The sequence below is a fragment of the Paenibacillus sp. FSL E2-0151 genome, assembly GCF_037993015.1.
In the GTDB taxonomy this organism is placed as follows: Bacteria; Bacillota; Bacilli; order Paenibacillales; family Paenibacillaceae; genus Paenibacillus; species Paenibacillus amylolyticus.
Map to the genome: position 1 here is coordinate 3540933 of NZ_CP150308.1, position 26599 is coordinate 3567531.

Sequence of the window (26599 nt, forward strand, 5' to 3'; positions counted from 1 at the left end):
GCATAAAAAAAACCTAAGATAGTTCAAACGCCGCCAATTGGTTAACGGCATTCAAACTTTCTTAGGTATTGCCCGAATCAACGGTCACAATCCTTATTTGAGGTAACTATAGCACAAGTGATAAAGCGGTTTCAAGTTACAAATTAATCCCATTTAATCCTATAAAAAAAGTTCTTGACATGTAATGCATTACACAAGATAGAGTCCAAATTGAGAACACAATAGAACAAGGAGGACTTCAAAATGAAAAAGGGATTAAAAATTGTGACGATTGGCGGCGGATCGAGTTACACCCCAGAATTGATCGAAGGTTTTATCAAACGGCATCATGAACTTCCAATACGTGAATTGTGGCTTGTAGATATTGAAGCAGGAAGAGAGAAACTTGAAATTGTAGGAGCCATGGCTAAACGGATGGTAAAAGCGGCGGGAATCGACTGTGATATTCACTTGACGCTTAATCGAAGAGAAGCGTTGGCCGATGCCGATTTTGTCACCACCCAATTCCGGGTCGGCCTTTTGGAAGCTCGTATTAAGGACGAAACGATTCCGATTAGCCATGGGATGATTGGTCAGGAAACCAACGGAGCAGGTGGGATGTTCAAAGCATTCCGTACCATTCCAGTCGTTCTTGGAATTGTTGAGGACATGAAGGAACTTTGCCCAGATGCTTGGTTAATCAATTTCACGAACCCTGCGGGAATGGTAACGGAAGCTGTGCTCCAATATGGTAAATGGGAGAAGGTCATTGGTTTGTGCAATGTTCCGATTATTTCCTCCAAGAATGAAGCTGCTGTTCTGGAAAAAAATGAAGAGGAACTGTTCTTCAAATTTGCCGGTATTAATCACCTTCACTGGCACAAAATTTATGACCGAGATGGTAAAGAGCTAACTAAACAGGCCATCAAAAAGCTCTACGGTCCTGATGCCGAGCCAGAAAAAATGGTAGAAAATATAAAAAGCATGCGTTTCTTGTATGAGCAAATTCTCCAACTGGGTATGCTGCCTTGTCCTTATCACCGGTACTATTACATGACTGACAGCATGCTTGAAGAGGAAGTAGAAGCGGTCAATGGCGAAGGAACTCGCGGGCAGGTTGTGAAACGCCTGGAGGAAAGTTTGTTTGAACTTTATAAAGATCCTAACCTGAATTACAAGCCCAAGGAATTGGAAAAACGCGGAGGAGCTTATTACAGCGACGCAGCTTGTGAAGTTATTAATTCCGTATATAACAACAAGGGAACGCATATGGTAGTCAACACACAGAACCGCGGAGCAATTAGCGATCTACCATATAACAGTGCCATCGAAGTTACAAGTATCATTACAGCCCATGGTGCAGAGCCTGTTCACTTTGGCGCATTCCCGTCCGCACAAAAAGGGCTATTGCAGGTGATGAAGGCAATGGAGGAACTGACGATCGAAGCAGCGGTCACAGGAGATTATGCAACCGCTCTACAAGCATTCACACTTAATCCGCTCGTTACCAGCGGTGACATTGCTAAGGTAGTTTTAGATGAAATGTTGGAAGCGCATAAAGAACATCTTCCGCTATTTCACAAATAATTTATTTAGAGATTGAAGTCATTCAGGCCTGTCCCTCATATAGGGACAGGCCTGAATGTTGTTCGTTCATGAAGTTTAACGGGATGGAAGAGAAAAGAACTCATGATCTCAAATGGGCTCTTTCTTTCTTTTAAAAGGATGGATGTTGTTTTATGTAGATTTTCGTTCAATCAGTCTAAACTGAAGAGGATGAAGATTGGATGCCGAATTTTCCAGCATACTCATAATAATATTAAAGGCATTCTCTGCTTGTTTATCCACGGGGTAATGGATCGTTGTCAGATCCAGCAGGTGAGCGCTGTCTGTATTATCAAATCCCATGATTCCCACATCATCCGGAACCGAAAACCCCGAGCGTTGAATCTCCGTTAAAATACCTGCTGCTACCTCATCAGTCGAACAGGAAATGGCATCCGGCTTGTCCGTTTGTTCTATCCACCATCGCGCTATTTCCTCACCATCATGAATGGTGACTTTATTATGAAATTGCGGAAAGCCAGTGTTCTTCAACCCATGCTTCTGTACAAAATCCTCATAAGCTCTTATTCGCTCCAAGGTATTCTGTCCTTTGGACGAATACACGTTCAAAATTTTACGATAACCTCTGGCATACAGATATTCGAGACCCAGCGTATAACCTTGATATTGGTCCATAAATACGGACGGTATGGTGTCGCTGGTAAGACGCTGCCATGTTACAATTGGCCCATATTTCGTATAGGATTCGATGATATCCCACTCAATCGTCCGTACCAGACAAAGAAGGGCATCCACCTGTTTACTGCGTAACATTTCAAGCGCTACAAGCTCCTTATCACGATCTCCGTCTGTCATAAAAAGCATAATGTTGAATCCGTATTTTTGGGATATCATGTGGAATGAACGGACAAGTGACATCAAAAGGGGATTGTAAGTAACACCCATAACACCGATGACTTTTGTCGCTCCATTTTTTAAGGACTTTGCATTTGAATTAGGGACATAATCCAATTGCTCAATGATGTTCAAGACTTTTTCTCTTGTTAAATCGCTTACATAAGGATGTCGATTAATTACCCTTGAAACGGTTGCTGTAGAAACGCCTGCAAGACGTGCAATCTCTTGAATATTTGCCATCTGATCCACCTCATCATTAAGGATAGCACGATTTTAATTGTTTACAAGGTAGAGGCCATCATCTCGATTTGTGACCAGATAATGGCATGTTAGATGTTGAGAACAAAAACTTAAATCCTCACAAAGTGACACGTATTTTTCATATACCTTCTACGTTGGTTGACAAACCAAAACCACGTTTGTTAGAAGCTCACCTTTAACAAACGTGGTCGAGATGGCGGCTAGATAAGACGCTAAGAGCTTGAGTTTGTCCTTTCCGCCAGTTTAGTAATCAACTCGATATCTTGTTCGGTTAATTGTTCAAAAAAATGTTTGCGTATTGCCTTGGAGAGGTAGGGACGGGCATCATCTAACATTGATTTTCCAGAAGAAGTGATACTGACTTGTACTCCACGATCGTTGTCTAATGGTTTCTTCATCACGAGTCCACGTTTTTCCATACGCTTCAGATGATGAGATAATCGACTTTTATCCCAGTCCATAGAGTCGGCTAATTCCTGTTGGCGAAGGCTACCATCCCCAAAAAGGACTAATCGGTCCAATACTCCAAAATCACCCTCCGACAATCCTGAGTGATCGGCCATATCTTTGACGATACGACCGAAGATGGTCTGAAAGGAACCTTTCCACATATGCCATATTCGCATTTCTTCTTCGTTAAGTTCATTTTTATCCATAGGAGCATAATAACATGGTTGACGCGTCAACTTCAATGTGCTAAATTTGATCCAAGGTTGACGTGTCAACTTAGTTCATATGGACTCACCAATCACAAAAAAAGGAGATTATAACTATGCAAGATAAACCTGTCGCTCTGGTCACCGGGGCTAATAAAGGTATCGGCCTTCAAATTGCGAAGGATCTCACGAAACAAGGATTCACCGTGCTCGTTGGATCTCGCAGCCTCGAGAATGGAGAAACTGCCTCAAAAAGCATCGGTTCAGATTCACACGCTCTCCAGCTCGACGTTACCGATGAAAACTCCATCGCTGCTGCTGCAGAACGTATTCGGAACGAATTTGGTCGTCTCGATGTACTCGTGAACAATGCGGGGATCTCGCACGCAGGCAGATCGGGTGAACCATTTCCGAACGGTGGCGCAGCGAGTGGTCTTTTGACCGTTGCTTCGCTTGAAGATATTCGTACAGTTTATGAGACTAATGTTTTTGGAGTTATTGCTGTTACGCAGGCGATGTTGCCACTTTTGCGGGAGGCCCCGGCAGCACGTATCGTCAACATAGGCAGTACCGGCGGCTCCCTTAGCTGGAACTCTATTCCCGAAAACTCGCATCGTGCGATGTTTGGTGCCTATTCGGCATCAAAATCAGCTGTTCATGCGGTGACACTTGCCTTTGCATTTGCGCTTGAATCAACAAACATCAAGGTCAATGCGGCATGTCCAGGCTTCACATCGACTGCGCTTAATAATTTTGCTGGTACTCGTAGTGTTGAACAAGGGGCTCGTGAAGCGGTCCGGCTGGCGATGATTGGAGCGGATGGCCCAACAGGAACATTCTCAGATGAGGATGGACCCATTGCTTGGTGATCATAGTTATACAATGAGGGTGAGTAACTTAAGGAGGATTTCATGATGCGCGTTTTCGTAACAGGAGCAACAGGCTACATCGGTTCCGCTGTCACCAGCGAACTTATTGAAAGGGGGCATCAGGTCATCGGTCTCGTGCGTTCAGACAGTAGTGCTGCGAAACTAGAAGAGTCCGGGGCCGAAGTACACCGCGGTGACATCAACGATCTTGACAGCCTCCGTAGTGGTGCAGCTGCTGCGGATGGCGTCATTCATCTGGCATTCCATCACGACTTCTCGAACTTCGCTGGAGCACTCACAACAGATCTGCATGCCGTAGAAGCGATGGGGGCGGCACTTGAAGGATCTGGCAAGCCGTTCGTAATCACCACACATGTGAATGGAGTGGCAACGGAGAACATAGTGTTAGCGCTGGCAGGGCGTGGAGTGCGTACATCGATTGTAGAGCTTTGTCCATCGGTACACGGTGAGGGTGACACAGGATTTGTGCCGAGCCTGATCAATATTGCCAAGACTAAGGGCTTCTCAGCCTATGTGGGAAAGGGGAACAACCGCTGGCCGGCTGTGCATCGCCTTGATGCCGCGCATCTATATTGCCTGGCATTAGAAAAGGCACCCGCTGGTTCACGACTAGATGGGGTCGCAGATGAAGGAGTGCCATTTTGCGACATCGCGAGTGCTATTGGTGAACAGCTGAACGTACCTGTAGTCAGCATTTCACGCGAAGAGGCAGATGCCCATTTTGGCTTTCTCAGTACACTTGCATCGCTCGATATCCCGAGATCAAGCATTGCAACTCAGGAACTTATGGGATGGCGGCCAGTGCAACCTGCACTGATTCCCGACCTTAAACAGTCTCATTACTTCAACAACTGATTGGAATTTTCACGCCTTTTTAAAAAAATAACAACCATTAATAGAAGACACTCCATTCGTCAGGGGTGGCTTCTTCTTTTGCTAATGTATTCTTAAGACATGGAAAAAATAGGTTCTTGAATTTCTTTCCCGATGTACTGCCGAATCCGAGATTGTGATAGGCTGTATCTACAAAAGTATTACACATTCTAAATGGAAGGGGATGATTTACCTGGATCAGGAACTTGCGACCACGATTGCTATCGAATTTAAGAACAATCAGAAGGTGTTGAATGCGATCGGTGACGAAACCCGGCAAGCCATCCTCATAGCCTTGATTCAAGGGCCGCAAAAACCCGGCATGCGCGTAGGAGAGATCAGGATGAAAACTCATCTTTCCCGACCGACCGTATCACATCATCTGAAAATATTGAAAGAATCACAGATAATAAGTGTTCGTAAAGAAGGAACTCTCAACTATTACAGCCTTGACTCCGGTAGCAAGTTGAAATTGTTGAAAAACCTGGTGAACGAGATAGAAAAGTTGCTAACGCAATGTGAAGAACAAGCATCGGAACAACAATTAGAAAAAACGGGGAGGGGGAGTTGCGAATGAATCAGACAGTCGCAGCGGCAAACGGAGTGGACATTCCTCAACTCGGGTTCGGCCTATATAAGATCAAAGACGGGGGGACCTTCGAAAGGACTGTCGAGGAGGCTATTCGAATGGGTTATCGCCATTTCGATACGGCCAAAATTTACGGTAATGAAGCGGCGCTAGGTCGGGTCATCCAAAACAGCGGCATTCCCAGGGAGGAGTTCTTCATTACCTCCAAGGTATGGACGACAGACCTGGGGTACCGTGCGACGAAAAAGGCGTTCGAGCAGACTTGCCAGAAGCTGAACGTAACATATCTCGATATGTATTTGATTCATTTTGCCGGTCCTCAATACGTGAACGCCTGGAAGGCGATGGAAGAGTTATACGACGCAGGTAAAATCAAAGTTATAGGTGTAGCCAATTTCGAGATCCGGCATCTGGAGCATCTGAAGAAACATTCCCGGATTTCGCCGATGGTAAATCAGATCGAGACCCATCCGGAATTTCCGCAACACGAATTGCATGATTATATGGTTCGACATCGGATTCTGCATGAGGCTTGGGGACCGTTGGGGCAGGGAAGCAAAGCGCTGCTGGAGCATCCGGAGCTGGTGGCAATTGCCCTTTGCCATCAGAAATCGGTTGCGCAAGTCATTTTGCGCTGGCATCTGCAACGCGGAATTATTGTCATCCCCAAATCATCGAATCCTCAACGGATAAAAGAGAACAAAGAAACATTCGACTTTGAGTTGAATGAGAAGGAAATGGAACAAATACGACGGTTGGACACGGGTAAGAGATATTCCGTAAGTCCAAATGGCTACATGGTCAACCCGTTTTATATCAATTTGATGAAATTATTTATTCGTTCTCATTGATGGATCATAATTCGATTTTGAACAACAACCGGATACTCAAATCTGGTGGTCATTCCCCAAAAGCTTCTTTCTTCCCGAACATGAAGCGACACTTCGATTCCCGAAGTCCAGTTGAGTATATAAAAAGGTGTCTATACGTAATTATTTTCTTGGGGCTGTCCTGTGAGTCATGAGCATGACCGGGTACAGCCCTTTGTCAGGATTATACAGTTCTAACGGACCTAGCACACGCTATTTGCTCTCATTTGCATAGGTTTGAATTCTAACGAATCATAGAGACGTTATTTCATCGAGTTGGTCCATTTATTTGATGTTTAGGCGGTTTACGATGGAATTAAGTTAATGAGGTTCGTTACATGCTGCGTTCCTTAAAAATCCGCCGTTTAGAGTGTGGTATGGACCTATGTCAAAAAAGTAGACACTACGCTGCGGATTTGTCCGTAAATTTCATCGCAAAACGAGCAGGGGAAAGATACCCTAGCGCGCCATGCATTCGCTTGCGGTTGTAATAGAACTCAATGTACTGGTAGATGGCAGTATACGCCTCTTCCGGCGTCTTAAAACGAGGGTTGCAGTAAATGAGTTCCTTCTTTAAAATACTGTGCCATGACTCAATACAGGCGTTATCATAACAGTTTCCTCGGCGGCTCATGCTTGATTCCATTCCGTATGATTTTAGTTGCTCCACGTATTCTTTTGACGTGTATTGAGAGCCGCGATCCGAGTGATGGAGTAATCCCGGAGCGGGGCGTTTGGCCTTGTAAGCTTCCTCCAGTGCACCCATCACCAAACTGGTTTCCATATGGTTATATAGACGCCAGCCTACAATTTCACGTGTGCACAAATCCAGAACGCTGGCGAGATATAGACGACCTCCTCGGCAAGGAATGTAGGTGATGTCGGTAACCCATACTGTATTCGGTTTGGACGTTCTAAATTGTTGATTCAGCGTATTCGGTGCAATGGGATGATCGTGTTTGGAATCCGTAGTTTGAACGCGATATTTGGGCATGACCACAGAACGTAGATTCATTTGACGCATGTATATACTGACGGTACGGGAAGAGATTCGCAACCCTTCTAAATGGAGCAGATACGTAATTTTAGGGCTTCCACACCGCATCCGGTGGTCGTAAAAATGATAGCGAATACGCTTCATGACCTCGTCTTTACGGTTCTGCCGCATGCTGGTTCGGCCCATTCGCCATTTGTAATATCCGCTCCGTGATACTTGAAAGGTTCTGCACATCTTCTCCAAAGAAAACTCGGAGCGATGATCTTCCACAAACTGAAATCTTAGCTCTTTGGTTTGCTGAAGATGTGCACTGCTTTTTTTACAATCGCCAGTTCTTCTTGTGTATCCGCAAGCGTGTGATCTTTCTCTTGAAGCAACCGGCGCATCTCTTGAAGCTCTGCTTCCAGTTCCTTCACTCGATCTACGCTGGCAACAGGCTCATGTTTTAGTTCGCGGTACTTACTCATCCATTGGTGCAACGTACTTTTTGGAATGTTGAGTTCTTCTGCCAAATCTCCAAGTGTCTTCGTCTGCTCTTGAATGAATTTGACCGTTTGTTTTTTGAATTCTTCGTTATATCGTTGCCGCTGTTCTCCCATGTGGACACCTCCGTTAGTCTTATTATCCTTCCGTCCGTTAACGGGTGTCCACTTTTTATTCTAGCTCCAGTAGGTTCGTTAGCGCTTGAAGCGAAGGGAATTCCTTTTGAGATAGTCCCAGATTTACATTCGATGAGTTGTTCTTCAGCAATCGCTTTTGAAATATTGTAAATCCATGTAGAGACATGATAATATGAGAAGAGATCCATTTGAATGAGGTTACCTAAATCAAAATGAAGGAGCGTCATTATATTGAACAATAATAAGGTTAAAGTTGGTGTCGCTAATAAAGAAGGGCAGTTAGGTTTTGTCTTTTCGAGAGGTGGTCTGCGAGAAGGTTCCGGGAGAAAGAGTATAGGTGTGACTAAAAAAATATCTTTAACTCTAACAGAGGACATGTGGGGGGAAATCGAAAACCATTGCACAGAGCATAAACTTTCTCGTTCGGAGGCTATACGTAACATCATTGAGTCCTTCTATACAAAATAATTTTTTTATTCGAGGTAGGTGAGGTCTTTGCTGGTAGAGATAACAAAAAATTCTCTTATGAATGCCATACAATATGTGATGAAGGCAGTAGCAGCAAATAGTTCAATACCTATTCTTCAAGGAATACATATTCAAGCAGGTGCAGATGGCGTTACTTTTACGGCAAGTAATACAAGTATGACGATACAGTCTATGATTGCTCAAGATGGTGTTTCTCTGACTGTAAAAAGAACAGGGGCTATTGTTATACCATCGCGTTATTTTTACGATATTATTCGTAAATTTAATGGTGACAAAGTTATACTTGAAATTAAAGGGCCAATGATTCTTTCGATTGTATCCGGTCATTCTCAATTACGTTTATGCGGCATGGACCCTACAGAATTCCCTTCCATTGATGATGGACAGGCGTTCCCTTCTACTAAACTACGCATTAATACTTCCTTACTTCGTTCGACTATTAAACAGCTAGCAATCGTAGCATCAACGTCCGAGACGAGCCCCATATTAACAGGAGTTTCTTTGGAATGCAGTAATGATCGTCTAAACCTAATTGCTACAGATGGAGTGCGGCTTGCATACCGCGCTTTGCATTTAGAAGATGCTACCCACAACAGTTTGAACGCTATTATTCCAGCGAAGAATCTATATGAATTATCGAAAATATTAAACAAAACAGATGACACAACTGAAATTGAAGTGAGTAATAATCGAGTTAAATTCATGACAACTAGACTGAAAGTGGAGTCTGTTCTTATTGAAGGAACGTTCCCATCCATAAAGAATGTAATCCCTCAATCTTATTTGTGTGAAATCGCAGTTGATACAGCATGTTTGTTGAGAGCAGTTGAATGCGTAACTGTAATGGCTAGTGAACAAGTGATTAGATTAGTAGCTAATGCAGATACATTAAAACTATTGTCCAAAACAGCCGATGTTGGAGATATTCACAATGAAATTCCACTATTAGAGATGTGTGGGGAAGAATTTATGGTATCACTAAATGGAAAGTTTTTTATCGATATACTTCGTAACATAGATTGCGAGAGTATCCGATTAAGATATGCAGGAAAAACGAGTCCCATCGTCGTACTTCCAGATGATTCGCTCATGTCTACTCTGTTCTTGATTACTCCAGTGATGACCCGGTGAAGCGTATCATCCATAGAGCAAGTTTTTTACTGACTTTTTCGTGCAGAAATTGCAAGGTATTCATTATTTATTTCCCATAAAATCACCTTGAAGGGAGGGAGTAGGATGGATTGGTTGGTCAGGATGAATAGTGCCATGGAATATATCGAAACAAATTTAGCGGACACTATTTCATATGAGGAAATAGCACATAGAGCCTGTTGCTCTACCTATCATTTTCAAAGAATGTTTCCATTTATTACTGGCGTAACGTTATCGGAATACATTCGACGTCGACGGTTGACATTGGCGGCATTCGAACTGCAGACAACAGGCTCAAAGGTTATTGATGTAGCTATGAAATATGGATATGATTCGCCGGAGGCGTTTGCACGCGCCTTTAAGAATCTTCATGGTATTATGCCTATATCCGCGCGTGATACAGGCGTTTCTCTAAAAGCCTATCCTCGAATGTCCTTTCATATTTCAATAAAAGGGGATGTTTGGAGTATATGGAATTATAAATGCAGACCAGAAAACAGCGTTCTCTGAAGTTCCTCTATTCCGTATAAAATGTGATGATGATGGCAGCGTTGATATGATGAACGACTTACTGGGACGTTTTGGTGACACCATGCTACACGCCGCCCTTTATGATCACACTAAAGAATCTTTCAAATACATGATCTGTTATCATGTACCTAAGGGGCTTGAGATTCCGGAGAGATTCACAAAACTTGCTATCCCAACATTAACGTGGGCGGTATTCCCGGAGCCGCAGTGTGATATGCAAAAACTATGGGAACGAATCTATTCTGAGTGGTTTCCGACATCTGAATACGAACAGGTTGAGGGCCCTACTTTCGAAATGTATTATGGAATGGCACGGCATGGGAATGGTTCAGGAGAAATCTGGATACCCGTGAAGAAAAAATAATGCTTTTATATGAGCGAAATGCAGGCGTTAACGAAGATGTAAACTGAACAAATCTAGATTAATAAAGGGTCATCCCGACAAAGGATGGTCCTTTAACTTGCCATTACTGACAGCGCGGTGAACCGTATCACAAATAGAGGGATAGGGATAGGGATATTGTTCGATTATTTTATCTTGAGGAGGTTGTTTAGTATGGATATTAAAATTCGAGAAATTATATCAGATGATTATGCTGAAGTTGTTCTTTTATGGAATGATGTACTTGAAATTCGTAATGTTAATGATGCAAACTTCCGAGTGACTATGGAAGAGATGAATAAGGCCGGGAATTACAAAACATTTGTCGCATTGATAGAAAATAATGTGGTCGGTTTTGTAACTATTGTACAGTCATTATCTGTAGGAGTTCCAATTGGTTATCTACATATTCAGGCGCTTGCTGTTAAAAGGGAGTTGCAAAATAGAGGGATAGGTACAAAACTACTAAGACAGACTGAAAATTATGCTAAAGAACGGGGAATATCAAGTATTATTTTATGCAGCGGAATGAAGCGAACCGACGCCCATGCTTTTTATGAGCATAACGGCTATGACAAAGATTCATATTGCTTTGATAAGGTGATCGACCTAACCCATTAATTGTACCAAAAAGACCCAACTCACTCTTTAAACTGAAGAGTGGAAGTTGGGCTTTTTCGGTACTGCATTGGATATATCATTTATGTAACATATTCAACCGAAGTCATTGATGGATCATATTTCTGCGGTACTGGTAGGGCGTAACTCCATATTCCACTTTGAACAACTGGATAAAATATTGATTTTTTCGGTAACCAACCATCTGCGCTATATCGGCTACACGGAGTTCCGAATCTTGAAGCAATTGAGAAGCCTTCTCCAACCTCTTCCTGGAAATGTAGTTTGACACATTTTCGCCCGTCTCTTGTTTAAACAGTTTGGAAAAGTAGACGGGATGGAGATGTGCAACTTTCCCCAGTTCATCCAGGCTAAGGCCATGTGACAGATGGTCTTCGATATACGTTTGTACTTTGTCAACGATAGTTTGAATCGACATCTGTTTGTTGTTTCTGATCCGACTGACCCGATCCATGAGAGTTGAGGATAGTTCATCAGGATACCGTAACTGGTTAAATATCCACTCCACGGTTTCAGAGGGATCGCGATCCTTATCCGTCAGATATACATATAGAATGGTCTCCATGAGAAAGATTGTTTTTTGCTTATGGAGATGGATTTGATCATATTTTTTAATGATATTTCCCGCCGACTCCCAATCACCGCATGACGGAGAATGGTTGAATATGCCATTGAAGTCTTCTAAGTGTATGTCCTCATTAAGAAAGAACCTGTAGAACATCTGCCGGGTCACGTTTCGGTCGGTCAATGAAACGGGAGGAGACGCGACTGATTGCTCCAGTTTGATGGTCAGTTCCCCAGCAGCTTCTTCCGGAACAAGACCGAACAGTCCCGTTCCCGCAGTCCACACGAGACGATCCAATTTGTCTCCGACAGCATGTTTTATAACATTCTCATGTTCCTGTGTGAAACCCTCCAGCTTGAAGCAGCACATACGACGACGCCCTAAAAATTCAGTATACGCATCATATTCCTTCCTTAATGTCTCATTGTGACCAAGCAGGGAAAGCAGATACTCCAATCCATCGAAGTTCTCCCATGCAACCGATTGAGCGGGCCGTGTCTTTGTAATATTGTTGATGGCTTTGGACATTGCTTTCTCCACATCATCTTTGTCGACAGGTTTGAGCAAGTAGTCGAGAGCACCTAAACGAATTCCTTGTTGCGCATATTCGAACTCGGAGTAGCCGGAAAGGATGATCACTTTGGTTGGCAAGTTATGTTGGTGGATATGTTGAAGCAGATCAATACCAGACACCTCAGGCATTCGGATGTCAGTGATCAGAATATCGATGTGGTTTTGAGTCAACATGTCTCGGGCTTCAATCGAATTGGTCATCGTCTCGATCTGATCAATGCCAAAGGTGTTCCAATCGAGCAAGTGCTTCATATATTCAACGACATAATGTCCGTCATCCACAATTAATAATCGCATTAGTTATCTCCTTTCACCACGGGAATGCTGATGAGCAGCAGGACGGACAAGCCGCCCCAATCATTAGTACCAAAATTTAACCCGCTACGTTCGCCGTACGTATTTTTCAGACGTTGATTTACATTCCAGAGCCCTACGCCTTTAATTCCTTCAGGCGGGGTATCACTCTCAAGCCGAGCCTCCAGACTGCGGATAGCATCCAGTGAAAGACCTTTACCGTCATCGGAGACCTTGATCGTTATCGCAGTCTCCGTCTGTTTTACTTCAATCGTCACCCGATGGGCACCTTGTTGTCCTTCAATGCCATGTTGAATCGCATTTTCAACCACTGGCTGGATTATCAGCGGCATGAGGTGAAGGGAGGACAGTTCTGGCGGCAGATCAATACTGTACTCCATTTTTTTGCTAAGAGCCATAATGATCAAGAAATGTTCCGCAAACTGAAGCTCGCTTTCCAGCGTGACTTCATGCCGGTCCAACTTGGTTAAATAACGATAATATTCAGCTAGATGTTTGCTCATGCGCATGACAGAATCAGGTGAGAATTGAGCCACCGACATGATGAAAAACAAACTGTTGTACAAAAAATGGGGATTGATCTGAGCCTGGAGTTGTTGAAGTTCCGCACTTCGTCTTAGTTCCGTTTCAGTCTTCAAGGATACGAACAGATCCTGGATCTCGGTAACCATATGATTAAAACTTCTGAACAGGCTGTAAAACTCTCTATCCGTATTTTCGGTAATACGAGTATTATGATTGCCTTGTTCAACCTGTGAAAACTTCCGCTCCAACAAACGAATATTACGGTAATAGTTCCGGTAAAACGTAAAGATCACAAACAGACCAAGCGTGAAAACGGCTAAAATGCTGGCAAAAAAAACTTTGCGGTTGCGGTCAATCGGTTGCAGAAAATCATTCGTCTGTGTATATGTAATCAGGTAGGCGTCGATTGATTCAATATATCGGGAAAGAACATAGTAATCGTCCGACTTGGTGTGATAATCATATTTCAACGTGATCTCCGGCTGTGGAGAAAGCATATCGGTAACCGCTTTCAATAGATCGTTGTCGACTTCTTTCTCACTCCATAACTGATGGGAATTAAACCAAAAAAAAGCGTTTGAGCTGTCGTTGTTCACAGCCTTTTTCAGCAGATTTTTCAAATAATCGGTATTCAGCTTTACACCAACGACGTACTGAGTCGGTTCATTTTGTCCGGATTTTTGGATGTAAGGGTAGAGGGCAAAGTAATACAAGCGATTGCCGACGATTTGCCATCCCCGTTGATGAACATCCTTGAACGGAAGTCTCGCCTCCGGCGTACTGTTGGTGGACAGAAATGTTTCTTCAGACTTCCAGTAAATGCCGATCGATTCAATCGATCGACTGGATAGTAGCGTTTGCCGCAAGCGATCAACGATATCGTTTTTCTTCATTTGGGAATCGTAATTGCTCAGCTCGATAACATGCCTCTGATAAAACCGGACATCACTGTCTGCCGCATACTGAACCCCGTACATATTAGCCTCGTATATAATCCCGTCAAGAATGCCTTTCACATAATCAAGCTGGTTTTTGGAAGCACTAATCAGATTTTCTTCAAGTGTCTTGGAGCTTAATCGGTTCATCACGAAAAACAAACTTAACGTCAGCAGCAGAAAAAAAACAAAGAAATAGATGAATCGCTTCATATACATTTTTCTGATCATATATGTTTCCTTTCATATCGCCAAACGCAGAAGTTTAAAATCCATATCGAATTAACTTTAATATAAGCCAAACCTTCAAAAAGCGGAAGGGTAGCAACGACGATAAATGAAAGCGGTTTTAAAGTGCTTCAGGGTGGGGTGATGATCTTGAGATTTTGGCATTTTGGAGTGAAAGCGCTTTTGTTAAGCTTATCTTCAAGGATCGCTTTCGAAGAACCATCATAGAGGAGGTATGCAACATTAACGAGATTGTACCCGCCAGATCCGCGAAAAAAACAAAAACAAAGCTATCCCAGCGGACTTCATTCAAAAAGGAAATCAAGAAAAGCTGGCCTTTGTACGTACTGTGTATTCCCGCATTTGTGTTTGTCTGCATCTTTTCTTATGGCCCGATGGTAGGTTTGCTCATGGCATTTCAGGACTACAAACCATGGCTGGGCATCACAGGTTCACGGTGGATCGGGTTAGATAATTTCGAACGAATTTTCCAGTATAAAGAAGCCACACAAGCGATTGTTAATACGTTAATTATCGCCGTTTCTAAAATTATCGTTGGTATTATCGTTCCAATCGTCATGGCTATCCTGCTGAGCGAGATTCGAAATATGGGCATTAAGAAAAGTGTTCAGACACTGGTGTATCTGCCGCATTTCTTGTCCTGGGTAACGGTCGCGGGGTTGATGATCGACATTCTGGGATTAGACGGAGGAATCAATCACATCTTGACACGTATTTTCGGGAACGATCCCATTTACTTCTTGGGTGATCCTGATCTGTTTCGATTTACGGTTGTGATCAGCGATGTGTGGAAGAGCTTTGGCTTTGGCATGATTGTTTATCTGGCGACCATTGCGGGAATTAATCCATCTTATTACGAAGCGGCCGAGATCGATGGTGCCACACGCCGGCAGCAAATTCGATACGTAACTTTGCCTAGCATGTTGCCCATGATTATCGTCATTTCTACGCTGAGTCTGGGCAATATTCTGGACGCGGGCTTTGATCAGGTTTTCAATCTGTACAATCCGCTTGTCTACAGTACGGGAGATATCATTGACACCTATGTCTACCGTTCATCCTTGTTAAACGGGCAATACGGCTTCGGGACCGCTGTAGGACTGTTCAAATCGGGAATTAGCTTGATCTTGATCGTTGTCTCTTACAGGCTGGCCTATAAGTATGCCAATTACAAAATATTCTAACAAGGAGGGAGAGGGATCATGTACCATAAAACGACAGGTTATAGAGTATTCTCCTATTTTAATTACGCGTTCATGATACTGGCGGGTCTGGCGTGTTTTCTTCCACTGCTTCATCTGTTGGCGCAATCTCTAAGCAGTAAAGCGGCCATTAGCGGTAATATGGTTTCATTTTGGCCGGTGGGGTTCAACGTGGATGCCTATGTAAAAACGTTCAACAATTCTAATTTCAACGGTGCCATGCTGACATCCATCACTCGAACCGTATTGGGTACAACCATCAGCATGTTTATCCTTACCTGTGCAGGATATGCCTTGTCCAAGGAATTCCGGGGACGCAATGTGCTCATGTGGTTTTTTATCTTTACCATGCTCTTCTCGGGGGGATTGATACCTTCTTACATATTGATCACAGCCCTTGGATTAAAGGATACCATATGGGCTCTTGTGTTACCGGGCGCTTTCGGTGCTTATAATTTGATTCTTCTCGTCAATTTTTTCAAAACGATTCCAAAAGCCCTGGAAGAAGCAGCTTTCATTGACGGAGCTTCCTTTTTCGTAATTCTCAGCAAAATATATTTACCATTATCTCTGCCTGGCATAGCGACCGTATCCTTGTTCATTATGGTGGGGCACTGGAACTCCTGGTTTGACGGGATTTTGTACATGTCGGATGCAAGTAAGTATCCGCTGGCTTCGTTCTTACAGACTGTTGTCGTGCAGAGCAATATGCAAAATATGGCGATGAGCCAATCTGAAGTTGCAGCCATGTCGGAGCAAAGCATCAAAGCAGCGCAAATTTTTGTAAGCACGCTACCGATCATTTTGGTCTATCCTTTTTTACAACGATATTTCGTGAAGGGAATTGTACTAGGAGCCGTCAAAGAATAATTAGGATGACGACAAACAAATTGAGTATGAGTGAAGGGGGCATGTTTCCATGAAGAAAAGAACTGATTTATGGAAAATGGTAAGTATGGTTATGCTGTCGGCTGTTCTTATGGCTGGCTGTAGCAAAGGGGAGAGTGCTTCCGAGACCGCACCGGCATCGGTGCTTAAGGACGGAAAATATGACCCACCGTTTACAATTACCATCGCCAAACAACAGGATGAAAATGCTGGAAAGTACATCAACGGTGAGACGTTGAATGACAATGTATTGACCCGTTGGGGCGAACAAAACCTGGGTATCAAAATCCAAACCACCCTGCTGGGAGGTGATGCTTCACAATATAATACCAAGCTGCGGCTGGCACTGACGGGTTCCGAGAAACTACCAGACGTTCTGCCTGTCTATGATACCATGCTGGTCAATGATCTGATCGAGTCGGGGCAGGTCAAGGAGATTACAGAAGACATCTCAACCTACATGCCTGACCGGATAAAAGAAATATACAAACAATACCCAACCACCTTCAATCCAGTGGTTAGGGAGGGTAAGGTCTACGGAATGGCGATCGCGCCGAATTTGACGGAAGGCGAAGTCATGTTGATCCGCCAGGACTGGTTGGACAGATTGAATTTGAAAGCGCCAACAACGATTGATGAGTTTGAACAAGTCATCGCGGCGTTCACTAATGAGGACCCAGATGGGAACGGCAAGAAAGACACATACGGCTTTACTTTTTCAGGTAAAGATTCCTACAACACGGGCTGGGTCAGCGATCCAGTCATGATATTCAGCGCATACACGGGCAAACATCTTCCAAGGCAATGGCATAACGACAATGGCAAACTCACCTATGGATCTGTGGCTCCTGGCAACAAAGAGGCACTTGCCAAGTTACGCGATTGGTATGCACAAGGGTACTTGAACAAAGAATTGGCCACCCAAGGTGCCTGGGATGCACTGTCTGATTTTACGGAGGGGAAAGCTGGTATCATCATTGGTCGTCCTTGGCTGTACGACAGTGTGAAGGACGTAGAGAAAAATGTGGAGGGTGCAAAAATCAGCGCTTATCCGACCATTCAAGGTGTGAACGGTGATAAGACCTACCAATCCGCCCAGTTGAACGATGGTGTGTTCATGTTTAACAAGGATTTTCAGAACATGGAAGCCTTCTTCCTGTACTACGATAAAATGTACGACGCAGCGTTCAGCACGGGAGAGTTCAAATACGGCTACGCTCAAGGATACGATTACGATATCGTTAACGATGAAGTCACTTTTGATCCAACGAAATTCAATACGCCATTAGAGGCTGTGCAGGGTGTTGGGAAAATGGCATTTACCAAAAATACACCGAGTGTTGATGGCCCCGGCCAATCCTACTACGATCTGGCGAATGGGGTTAAAGCCGACACGGGTGTCCTCATTCAGAGCGCCTCGAAGGATCAAACGACGCAGGACGGATACCGGATTTCGTATGAAAACAGAGATGTTTTACTGCCAAATGAGTTTAACGGTCCACCAACGCCAACGATGCAAAATGTGTGGGAACAGTTGACCACCATGGAACAAGAGACGTTCACCAAAATCATATATGGCAATGAGCCGCTTGAAGTATTTGATACCTTTGTGAAACAGTGGCATGAAAAAGGCGGAGACACCGTGATCGAAGAAGTTAATGAATGGTACAACCAAGCCAGCGAGACGGATGTAATGACACTGATGAATTTGAAATAAAATCTAGTTTCACCTGAACCAGCCTTCCGGCAACAGGAAGGTTGGTCTTCTAAAAAAAGGAGATGATGAGACATGATCAAAGGTAAATCGTGGATGGCTATCGTCATTGCATTGATGTTGTTAACAGTTCATTTAACGTCCTCAGCTCAAACCGTTCACGCTGCTGGTGAAGAGACCCATGTTGCTGCAACATTGTTTGTGCTAAAGAATGAATCCGAAGTATCCAATGCCAAAATCCATTGGGCACCTGTCCAGGGAACTACTGCATACGAGTTATATAGATCCGAGAACAATGAGCCCTATGATTTATTACAGACCCTAACCGGTACAACGACGGATGATTATGACCTCAACATAGGTAGTACGTACAAATACCAAGTGAAGGCATATGGCGGAACTTCCTTGTTAACCTCCGCTGTCTCGCCAGAATATACCCCTTACAGCCTTCCAGAAAACCTCACAACTTTTGATAACACAACGCAATCAACGCTTATGCTCCCGAATGAACTTAAAGTGGGAGACACCTACTACAGATTCAATTTCGTGCAAAAGTCATCAGGCGGTTTTGGCGAAATGATTCAACAGACGTCAACGGATGACATCACCTACGGTAACGACAAAGTGGTCCTGTCCTACACGGATCATCCCGATCTGGCCAACTCTAAATTTGAAGGGATCAATATCCTATATCACGCGCCCACGAACAAATTTGTTTTTTGGGCTCACTATGAGAACAGTACAGACTACACACTTGCCAGAGTATCGGTGGCTTCGGCCACGCCTGGAGAAGACTTTACATTTCACAAAAGCTTTCGACCGGAAGGGAACCAATCCCGGGATATCTCCATTTTCAAAGATGATGATGATTCGGCGTATCTGATCTCTACGGCCAATAATAATTCGGACACCATCTTATATAAGTTAACCTCCGATTGGTTGGATGTGGATCATCAAGTTTCTGTTATTTATCAAAATCAACACAGGGAACTGCCCAAGATGATCAAAAAAGATGGCATTTATTATTTGTTCTCTTCCCAAGCGGCAGGTTGGTATCCGAGTATACCCTTGTATTCATCAGCAACAAGCATAGACGGAGATTGGTCTGAATTGCGGACGATTGGCAACACGTCAACCTTCTCGGCGCAGTCGGGTTCCGTCATGCGGGTGAAGCCAAATACGGGCAACAACGTGGTTATGGTTGCGTATCGCTGGATGTTCGGCTGGGCAGGTACGCAAAATGGAACAACAGAGGAACGACTGCTTCCCGTTTGGTTCTCTGATGGTTACGCATTTTATGATTATTTTGATCAAGTCCTGTACAACACAAGCGATGATGTTGTCGTTCCCGTTCAGAATGGAAAACTGCTGTCACAAGGTAAACCGGCAACAGCCCAAACGGTTACTGGAACAAATCCGGCAAGTTATGCTAATGATGGCAACTATCAAACCGAATGGGTAGGCACAGGCAGTTCCTGGCCACATTGGTGGAAGGTCGATCTCGGCTCTGTTCAACAGTTGAATAATGTGCAAATCTCCTGGTGGATGCAAAAAGGCTCCGAAGGTTATTACAAATACAAAATCGAGACCAGTACGGATAATATAAACTGGACCGTGGCATTGGATCGAACTAATAATACATCTTACGGTTTCACATCAGATACGCTATCGAGCACTGCTGCCAGGTATGTACGAATTAATATGCAAAATGCGGCACTTCATAACAACCCCAACAATTGGTACACGCCAAGACTATGGGAAGTGAAGGTATTTGGATCGGACACCAATTAACGATGTTCTTAAAAGAAGAGAGGTAACGGTGTGAATAATCAATTAACCAATGGTGGCATCTGGAATGATTCAAGCGGTAATCCAATCCATGCTCATGGTGGACATATGTTATTCCATGATGACTATTATTACTGGTATGGCGAAGATCGGAGAGACGATATATATGTGAGTTGTTACCGTTCCAAAGATCTATTCAACTGGGAGTTTCGAAACCATATCTTGACCACCTCTACACCAGCTGCACCCATTCGAGTTCGGACGAATCTGGCATTAGTGAACGATAAAGGTGGAAAAGTAAATCTCGAACGGCCTAAAGTGCTTTTCAACGCGGTGACCAAAAAGTTTGTACTCTGGGCTCACTATGAGAATGGTAACAATTACAACGATGCCGCATGCGCCATTGCCACATCGGATTCTCCGGATAGTCATTTCGTGTATCATGGCAGCTTTAATCCGTACGGGTATATGTCGCGTGACTGCACGCTCTTTCAGGACGAAGACGGGGCAACGTATTTTATTTCAGCTGCCAGAGACAATGCAGACCTGCACATCTATCGTCTGCAGGAAGATTACCTTAATGTCGAAAGTCTTATCGGAAAGGTGTGGCAGGGGGAGTATCGGGAGGCGCCAGCCGTCTTCAAACGGAAAGGGAAGTATTATATGGTGACCTCATTTTGCACGGGTTGGGCTCCCAATCAAGGGAAATACGCGATGGCTAATACGATGGATGGTCCATGGGGGATGCTCAGCGATTTTGGCGATGAAACGACGTACCAAACGCAACCAGCGTTTGTGCTGAAACGATCAGCGGAGGAGTATCTGTATTTTGCAGATCGCTGGAACGGATCGGATTATTTTCAGTCCAGCTATGTGGTACTGCCCATTGAATTCAATGGGGACATTCCGATTCTAAATGATTATTCCACATTATCTTTGCGAGAGGACGCACATCGGATTCATTTTGAACGATAATTTGAACGATAAAACGACTGATGAGAAAAGACTTTGATCCTACAGCGAATGCAGGTTCAAAGTCTTTTTGGATGAATTTTATAATTTCAAATCCAACGAATAGCGATCGCGAAGTACTGAACAATGGTGGAGCTCATGTCCAGCCATAACAAATGCAATCGATCGAGCTGAAGCAGTGTTATCACTGACGATCCCTCTACAGAGCCATGCTTCCGGGGTGAGGCGACGAAGCATAAGAATGGTTGAGCGGCGTGTGACGGCATATTCTTCGCTCAAATCGGCCAGGGTATACGCATTGAAAGGGTGGGTCTGCATAAGCACGTCCTGGTCGTAGCCGGGATGATTCGCTTGCTCACCTCTGGCGATGCGAAGCAATCGGCTGCTCATGATGCGTTCGTTATCCAAAAGGTGACCGATGACCTCTTTCACGCTCCATTTGCCTTCGGCGTACCGATAATTTGCTTGCTCCTCTGTCAATGAAGAGAGCAAAGTTGGTATGATATTGGCTTGCAGCTCTAAGCGTTCGATGATGTTCCCTTCAGGAACAAGCTGGATGTACCCTTTATAATAAGCTGCATATTCCTCTGTAGTTGGTCTTTCAACCATAGTAATGCCTCCTTTGGGATTCGTAGATCTGGAATATATTGTAGCATAAATCTTACTTCCAGCATTTAAATTGGCCCTTCCGCTTGATAGGTGGAAGGGCTGCTTCATGTAATTTAGGCAGTTTTTCAAGGTTACGTGTTATTCCACTTCTAATCCGTACGTCGTATTCCTTTATTTTGGACAAACTTCTCCAAAACCGCAAAATCCTCTGTCAGTTTTTTGAACGGTAACGTGTCCAGCACCTGTTCCCGATAACTCTTTTTGGCCGCTGCGCTGAGACGAGAGTCAAGTATGCTGAGTATGCCGAGGTCCGTTTCACTTCGAATCAAACGACCCGTTCCTTGCCGTAACCGAAGAAGCATGTCCGGTACAAATACCTCCATGAACGAATTCTCCGTTACAGATGCCTTATATTCATATACAGGATCCGATGGAACAGGGAAGGGCAGACGGAAAATAATGACCTGCGACAGGTCAGACCCCTCGATATTCACGCCTTCCCAGAATACACCAGTACCCAGGAGGACACCTTTGCTTTTCCTGAAATCGGCGATGACACTGTCCTGTGATGATCCCTCTTTTTGAACATGGAGTGCCCACGTATATTCATTAGCCCTTGAGATCAACTTTTTGTGAATGTATTTCATGTCCTCTTTTGCTGAAAAAAGGACGATTGTTCTTCCTTGAGTTAGATTACAGAGTTGAACCAATTCCTTATAAGCTGCTTCAAGATAGATTTCGCGCTGGTCATGTTGGTAATATGGAATTTTGTTCGAAATGTACATCGTGGCATGGTTGGTGTAGTCAAAAGGGGAGGGTTGGCGCTCTAAGAAATCTCCCTTATAACCAAGGGAGTGCGTCATATAAGAATATTGTTCCTCCAGCGTATCCCCGCCTTGGCACAGCGTTGCTGATGTTAGGATTACAGGTACCTTACCATTAAATAAAGCGTATTTCAGAAATTGGCTTATATCTTTGGGACAGATGCTGATTGTGGTTACTCTAAGGGGGCTGCTTGCCCATAAAAGATAGTTGTCCTCAATTTCAGATAAGACACGAATGAGGGTAATAAGCCCGTTGATGGCTTCAAAAGCGTCATCGATCTCCCGCTCGTGGCGTGAGGTCAAAATGGAAAGTCGCAGACTGAGATCTTTTAAATCGTTTAAGACTTGGTTTAACGGTATTCCTTTGATTTCCGACACTTTGATTCGGTCGTTATCCTGCTTGGCATGGTGGAGCAGATCCGCGTTTACCTGTTTGAAGATGCGCTCAGCGCAGTTTTTGATGAACTTGGATTGTGAGAAGAGACTTTTATCCCCGGACTGCTTCGTTAGAAGCTGCACCGTGTTATCCAGAATGCGGCAGATTCCCCGATAAGTGAACTCGAGTGTTCTGGCATCCCGAACTTTTGCTTCCAGATTATGCGCTTCATCAATGACGATCAGAGCAGGCTGTTCTGAGATGATGCTCTTGGTTCCTTCTTTTTTCTTCATCAAATCTCGTATGAGCAAGTCCTGGTTCACGATAATAAAATCAATCTCGTGAGCTTTTGCATTTAATTTCGCTCTCATATCGTAAAACAAACATGCAGTTTTATGATGACAACGTTCAAATTTGCAATCATTCACGGAAACGTGGGACCATTCGGCATCACTAACCCCAGCTTTAATATCGGCTCTTTCATCAATTTCATAATCTAATATGCGCTGCGCAAGGGTAGACACGGAGGAGTTTGCATCATCAAGATTGATCCATTCCGCTGCTCTACTTCGGCAGGCATACTGACCCATGCCTTTTCCCACGACGGAGCGAACCGTTGAGAATCCCAATCGACTACCAATAATCCTTAAATCTTTATGTATCTGTTCCGAGAGCTGAATGGAGGATGTCGCTATAATGACTGGTTTCTGAGACATTTGATTCGTGAGCAGACTTGGGATCAGGTACGCAAAAGACTTACCGATTCCGACACCAGCTTCAATCATGGCATTATGCCCATGGATATAAGCATCGGCGATATCGAGAGACATTTCTTGCTGTCCGATCCGCTCTCTAAGGCCAATTCGGGGGAACCGGTCATATATTCGGAAGATGGCGTTAACCAAAGAACGTTCGATTTCCTTGTCCGGTTCCTGCTTATTTATTTTATAAAGTTCATTTAACCAATTCATAACGATCGCCCCTCTTCCGAATGATGATCTTCTTGTACTACATTTTGGAGACGATTTACCTCACAATGCAGTTGTAACGGCATTTTTTAATCTGGATACGCCTTCCTGTAATTGTTCATCTGACAAATGTGCAAAAGACAAATAGATACCATACTTCGTACCAACAGACGTTGAACTGCTGACTTCTGAGTATACCACACCTTGTGACCGAGCTGATTCCCGAAAGGCCTCATAAGTGGTCACATTACCTCGCCACCAGCCAAACACGTGGAGACCCGCTTCATTCTCCACCCAATCAAACCATGTAGAGAGCTGCTTGTTCAAAAGTTTGAGTAACAGATGGAATTTCCGACTGTATAATCGATTCATTCTGCGCAGATGACGTTCATATTGACCACTTGTCATGAATGCAGCTAATGCCCGTTGTTCGATCAGGTTGACGGGTCTTGGCTCGTATAATGCCTGTGCCTTTCTAAAGGTATCTGCTAAGGTAGGGGGAAGAACCACATAACCAAGTCGTACTTCTAAAGGCAAGGTTTTGGTAAAGCTACCCAGGTAGATTACACGTCCTGCTTTATCGAGTGTTTTCAGTGGTTCAACATGCATTCCGCGATATCGGAATTCACTATCATAATCATCCTCAACAATCATGGCATCATTTCGCTGTGCCCAGTCCAGCAAGGTTTGTCTGCGTTCCAGACTGAGCATTTCACCAGTAGGAAATTGTCGTGACGGCGTGACAAACATCATACGTGCTTCCCAGTCCTGGGGCACAACGCCCTGACCATCGAGATTAGCTTCAATCAACTTTGCACCCGCAGCCAATATGGCTTTAGAAATCCCGACATAACAAGGACTCTCTGTCACTACATAATCCCCAGGATCTGCAAGTAATTGAGTGAGTAGAGCTATAGCTTGCATGGAGCCTGCAGTTACTGCAATATGATCCGGATCAACTTGAATGCCCCGCATCCTCCGAAGATAGGCAGCAATGGCTTCTCTCAATTTCGGATCCCCGGTTGAACTAACCATGGCAGAGGTTGTTTTCAGGTGATGCTCACGCTGCCTTATCTCTGCATACAATCGATTATTCCATTCATCGTAAGGAAACTTGGAGAAATCAGGTTGATATTTGCTAAAGTCGATCACTTCGTCGCTATTCATTCTGGAATCAAGTGTATGAGCATTGGACGGTGTATTTGTTTGAATCGACTGCTGTTCAAACTGCTGAATACGATTTCCCCAGGCGGATAAGTGATGCGTACAAGCTTTCTCGGTGGATGCATCATTGCTTAAGTCCAACTGATAAGCAACAAAGGTTCCTCTTCCATGCTCTGAATGAATGTAACCTTGAGCAGTCAACGTATCATAGACCTGATTCACGGTTCCTCTGGAAATGTGATACGTCGCGGCTAACTCTCGAGTAGAGGGTAACTTCTCGCCATGTATAAGATTACCTTCATGAATTGCATCACGAATGGCATGATAGAGGGCCTTCATCTTGGTATATTTTCGGTTCAAATATGAACTGTAAGCTACATGAAATTGCATAGGACCTCCAGAGTTATCATTGAAGTGGTACAATAAAAACCAAAAATATTGGATCTTTTTATATGACCATTCTCATTCTATACTAAATCATAGATTAGAGCGATGCCTTTATTGAAAACCACCCAAAAGTTACTTAGGAGGATTACAATCATGCAAACAGGTACAGATCGTGTAAAAAGAGGAATGGCTGAGATGCAAAAAGGTGGCGTCATCATGGACGTTATGAATGCAGAGCAAGCTAAAATTGCTGAGGCGGCAGGGGCAACAGCTGTTATGGCTCTTGAACGGGTACCTTCCGATATTCGCGCTGCTGGCGGTGTAGCTCGTATGGCAGATCCAACCATCGTTGAAGAGGTTATGAAGGTTGTATCTATCCCAGTTATGGCCAAAGCACGTATCGGTCATTACATAGAAGCCAAAGTGCTTGAATCCCTAGGTGTGGACTATCTCGATGAAAGTGAAGTTCTTACGCCTGCAGACGAAGTGTTCCATATCGATAAACATGAGTTTACTGTACCATTTGTATGTGGAGCCAAAGATTTGGGAGAAGCTCTTCGCCGTATTGGTGAGGGTGCATCGATGATTCGTACAAAAGGTGAGCCTGGAACGGGCAACATTGTTGAGGCAGTTCGTCATATGCGTCTAATTAACAGCCAGCTCCGCAAAGTGCAAAATATGTCCAAAGACGAGCTGTACGCTGAAGCCAAAAATCTGGGTGTAGCTTATGAGTTGCTGCGCGAAGTTCATGAAAATGGAAAACTTCCTGTCGTTAACTTTGCAGCAGGCGGTGTAGCTACTCCGGCGGACGCAGCATTAATGATGCACCTGGGAGCAGACGGTGTGTTTGTAGGATCAGGTATTTTCAAATCTGATAGCCCTGAGAAATTCGCTCGTGCAATCGTTGAAGCTACAACACATTACACCGATTACAAACTGATTGCTGAAGTATCCAAAAACTTGGGCGCCCCGATGAAAGGGATCGAAATTTCTAAATTGGCTCCAGAAGATCGCATGTCCAACCGCGGTTGGTAAGAGCAGATAGAGCAACTGGAGTATGAATAGTGTCAAGCAAAGCCGATCATAAATTGGATCGGCTTTTTTGTTATTGTTGACGAAAGCAATAGAAAAAAACGGAGAGGAGAATGTCCTATT

23 protein-coding genes and 1 pseudogene are annotated in these 26599 nt (G+C 44.0%); 15 read left to right on the forward strand and 9 right to left on the reverse strand.

Going from position 1 to position 26599, the window contains the following annotated elements:
* Positions 1 to 243: 243 nt before the first annotated feature.
* The gene (locus MHI55_RS16070; protein WP_340386339.1) at positions 244 to 1566 is read left to right on the forward strand and encodes a 6-phospho-beta-glucosidase; all 1323 of its coding nucleotides are present in this window, start codon (positions 244 to 246) and stop codon (positions 1564 to 1566) included.
* A 150-nt stretch (positions 1567 to 1716) separates the two neighbouring features.
* On the opposite strand, the gene MHI55_RS16075 is transcribed toward MHI55_RS16070, so the two are convergent.
* Positions 1717 to 2682 carry a LacI family DNA-binding transcriptional regulator gene (locus MHI55_RS16075; protein WP_076253108.1) on the reverse strand — a complete coding sequence of 322 codons (966 nt, stop codon included), beginning with the start codon at positions 2680 to 2682 and terminating at the stop codon, positions 1717 to 1719.
* Between the two features lie 233 nt (positions 2683 to 2915).
* Positions 2916 to 3359 carry a MarR family transcriptional regulator gene (locus tag MHI55_RS16080; RefSeq protein WP_076253214.1) on the reverse strand — a complete coding sequence of 148 codons (444 nt, stop codon included), beginning with the start codon at positions 3357 to 3359 and terminating at the stop codon, positions 2916 to 2918.
* Between the two features lie 116 nt (positions 3360 to 3475).
* Here MHI55_RS16080 and MHI55_RS16085 point away from each other — a divergent pair, with 116 nt between their 5' ends.
* The 4 genes from MHI55_RS16085 (at position 3476) to MHI55_RS16100 (ending at position 6562) form a co-directional block, all read left to right on the forward strand.
* Positions 3476 to 4228, forward strand: coding sequence for an SDR family oxidoreductase (locus MHI55_RS16085; protein WP_338706027.1), 753 nt, complete (start codon positions 3476 to 3478; stop codon positions 4226 to 4228).
* A gap of 45 nt (positions 4229 to 4273) precedes the next feature.
* Complete coding sequence (locus tag MHI55_RS16090; protein WP_340390611.1) at positions 4274 to 5104, forward strand: SDR family oxidoreductase; 831 nt, start codon at positions 4274 to 4276, stop codon at positions 5102 to 5104.
* Positions 5105 to 5306: 202 nt separating this feature from the next.
* Positions 5307 to 5699, forward strand: coding sequence for a metalloregulator ArsR/SmtB family transcription factor (locus tag MHI55_RS16095; RefSeq protein ID WP_047843023.1), 393 nt, complete (start codon positions 5307 to 5309; stop codon positions 5697 to 5699).
* Complete coding sequence (locus MHI55_RS16100; protein WP_076317853.1) at positions 5696 to 6562, forward strand: aldo/keto reductase; 867 nt, start codon at positions 5696 to 5698, stop codon at positions 6560 to 6562. The genes MHI55_RS16095 and MHI55_RS16100 overlap by 4 nt, the downstream gene beginning before the upstream one ends.
* A gap of 421 nt (positions 6563 to 6983) precedes the next feature.
* Here the strand turns inward: MHI55_RS16100 and MHI55_RS16105 are convergent, their stop codons facing one another.
* Positions 6984 to 7847 carry an IS3 family transposase gene (locus MHI55_RS16105; RefSeq protein WP_340027149.1) on the reverse strand — a complete coding sequence of 288 codons (864 nt, stop codon included), beginning with the start codon at positions 7845 to 7847 and terminating at the stop codon, positions 6984 to 6986.
* Between the two features lie 11 nt (positions 7848 to 7858).
* Positions 7859 to 8176, reverse strand: a complete 318-nt coding sequence (locus MHI55_RS16110) for a transposase (RefSeq protein ID WP_074094933.1) — start codon at positions 8174 to 8176, stop codon at positions 7859 to 7861.
* A gap of 252 nt (positions 8177 to 8428) precedes the next feature.
* Between MHI55_RS16110 and MHI55_RS16115 the strand changes: the two genes are divergently transcribed.
* The 4 genes and pseudogenes from MHI55_RS16115 (at position 8429) to MHI55_RS16130 (ending at position 11372) form a co-directional block, all read left to right on the forward strand.
* The gene (locus tag MHI55_RS16115; protein ID WP_076317852.1) at positions 8429 to 8665 is read left to right on the forward strand and encodes a ribbon-helix-helix protein, CopG family; all 237 of its coding nucleotides are present in this window, start codon (positions 8429 to 8431) and stop codon (positions 8663 to 8665) included.
* 18 nt (positions 8666 to 8683) lie between these two features.
* Positions 8684 to 9817: a DNA polymerase III subunit beta gene (dnaN, locus tag MHI55_RS16120; protein WP_340386342.1), complete on the forward strand. Its 1134-nt coding sequence runs from the start codon at positions 8684 to 8686 to the stop codon at positions 9815 to 9817.
* Between the two features lie 105 nt (positions 9818 to 9922).
* Positions 9923 to 10733: pseudogene (locus MHI55_RS16125) on the forward strand (AraC family transcriptional regulator).
* A 192-nt stretch (positions 10734 to 10925) separates the two neighbouring features.
* On the forward strand, positions 10926 to 11372 hold the full coding sequence (locus MHI55_RS16130) for a GNAT family N-acetyltransferase (protein WP_340386343.1): 447 nt from the start codon (positions 10926 to 10928) through the stop codon (positions 11370 to 11372).
* Positions 11373 to 11475: 103 nt separating this feature from the next.
* On the opposite strand, the gene MHI55_RS16135 is transcribed toward MHI55_RS16130, so the two are convergent.
* Together MHI55_RS16135 and MHI55_RS16140 are read right to left on the reverse strand one after the other, a co-directional pair.
* Positions 11476 to 12825: a response regulator gene (locus tag MHI55_RS16135; protein ID WP_340386345.1), complete on the reverse strand. Its 1350-nt coding sequence runs from the start codon at positions 12823 to 12825 to the stop codon at positions 11476 to 11478.
* Positions 12825 to 14534 (reverse strand): histidine kinase, encoded by a 1710-nt coding sequence (locus MHI55_RS16140; RefSeq protein WP_340386348.1) that lies wholly within the window; start codon positions 14532 to 14534, stop codon positions 12825 to 12827. The genes MHI55_RS16135 and MHI55_RS16140 overlap by 1 nt, the downstream gene beginning before the upstream one ends.
* Positions 14535 to 14851: 317 nt before the next feature.
* Between MHI55_RS16140 and MHI55_RS16145 the strand changes: the two genes are divergently transcribed.
* From MHI55_RS16145 to MHI55_RS16165, 5 genes are all read left to right on the forward strand, one after another.
* Entirely contained in the window at positions 14852 to 15736 is an 885-nt protein-coding gene (locus MHI55_RS16145; RefSeq protein ID WP_036616097.1) for an ABC transporter permease subunit, read from the forward strand.
* Positions 15737 to 15754: 18 nt separating this feature from the next.
* A complete protein-coding gene (locus tag MHI55_RS16150) occupies positions 15755 to 16624 on the forward strand; it encodes a carbohydrate ABC transporter permease (RefSeq protein ID WP_017688372.1) in 870 nt (289 codons plus the stop codon).
* A gap of 49 nt (positions 16625 to 16673) precedes the next feature.
* Positions 16674 to 18359: a hypothetical protein gene (locus tag MHI55_RS16155; RefSeq protein WP_076253113.1), complete on the forward strand. Its 1686-nt coding sequence runs from the start codon at positions 16674 to 16676 to the stop codon at positions 18357 to 18359.
* A 72-nt stretch (positions 18360 to 18431) separates the two neighbouring features.
* Positions 18432 to 20147, forward strand: a complete 1716-nt coding sequence (locus tag MHI55_RS16160; RefSeq protein WP_051447402.1) for a discoidin domain-containing protein — start codon at positions 18432 to 18434, stop codon at positions 20145 to 20147.
* Between the two features lie 30 nt (positions 20148 to 20177).
* Complete coding sequence (locus tag MHI55_RS16165) at positions 20178 to 21119, forward strand: family 43 glycosylhydrolase (RefSeq protein ID WP_051447401.1); 942 nt, start codon at positions 20178 to 20180, stop codon at positions 21117 to 21119.
* 78 nt (positions 21120 to 21197) lie between these two features.
* On the opposite strand, the gene MHI55_RS16170 is transcribed toward MHI55_RS16165, so the two are convergent.
* The 3 genes from MHI55_RS16170 to MHI55_RS16180 form a co-directional block, all read right to left on the reverse strand.
* Entirely contained in the window at positions 21198 to 21725 is a 528-nt protein-coding gene (locus MHI55_RS16170; protein WP_036615666.1) for a DinB family protein, read from the reverse strand.
* 149 nt (positions 21726 to 21874) lie between these two features.
* Complete coding sequence (locus MHI55_RS16175; RefSeq protein ID WP_076253114.1) at positions 21875 to 23896, reverse strand: ATP-dependent DNA helicase; 2022 nt, start codon at positions 23894 to 23896, stop codon at positions 21875 to 21877.
* A gap of 60 nt (positions 23897 to 23956) precedes the next feature.
* On the reverse strand, positions 23957 to 25447 hold the full coding sequence (locus MHI55_RS16180) for a PLP-dependent aminotransferase family protein (protein WP_076253115.1): 1491 nt from the start codon (positions 25445 to 25447) through the stop codon (positions 23957 to 23959).
* A gap of 147 nt (positions 25448 to 25594) precedes the next feature.
* On the opposite strand from MHI55_RS16180, the gene pdxS reads away from it, so the two are divergent.
* Positions 25595 to 26479 carry a pyridoxal 5'-phosphate synthase lyase subunit PdxS gene (pdxS, locus tag MHI55_RS16185; RefSeq protein ID WP_200868523.1) on the forward strand — a complete coding sequence of 295 codons (885 nt, stop codon included), beginning with the start codon at positions 25595 to 25597 and terminating at the stop codon, positions 26477 to 26479.
* The last annotated feature ends 120 nt before the right edge of the window (positions 26480 to 26599 follow it).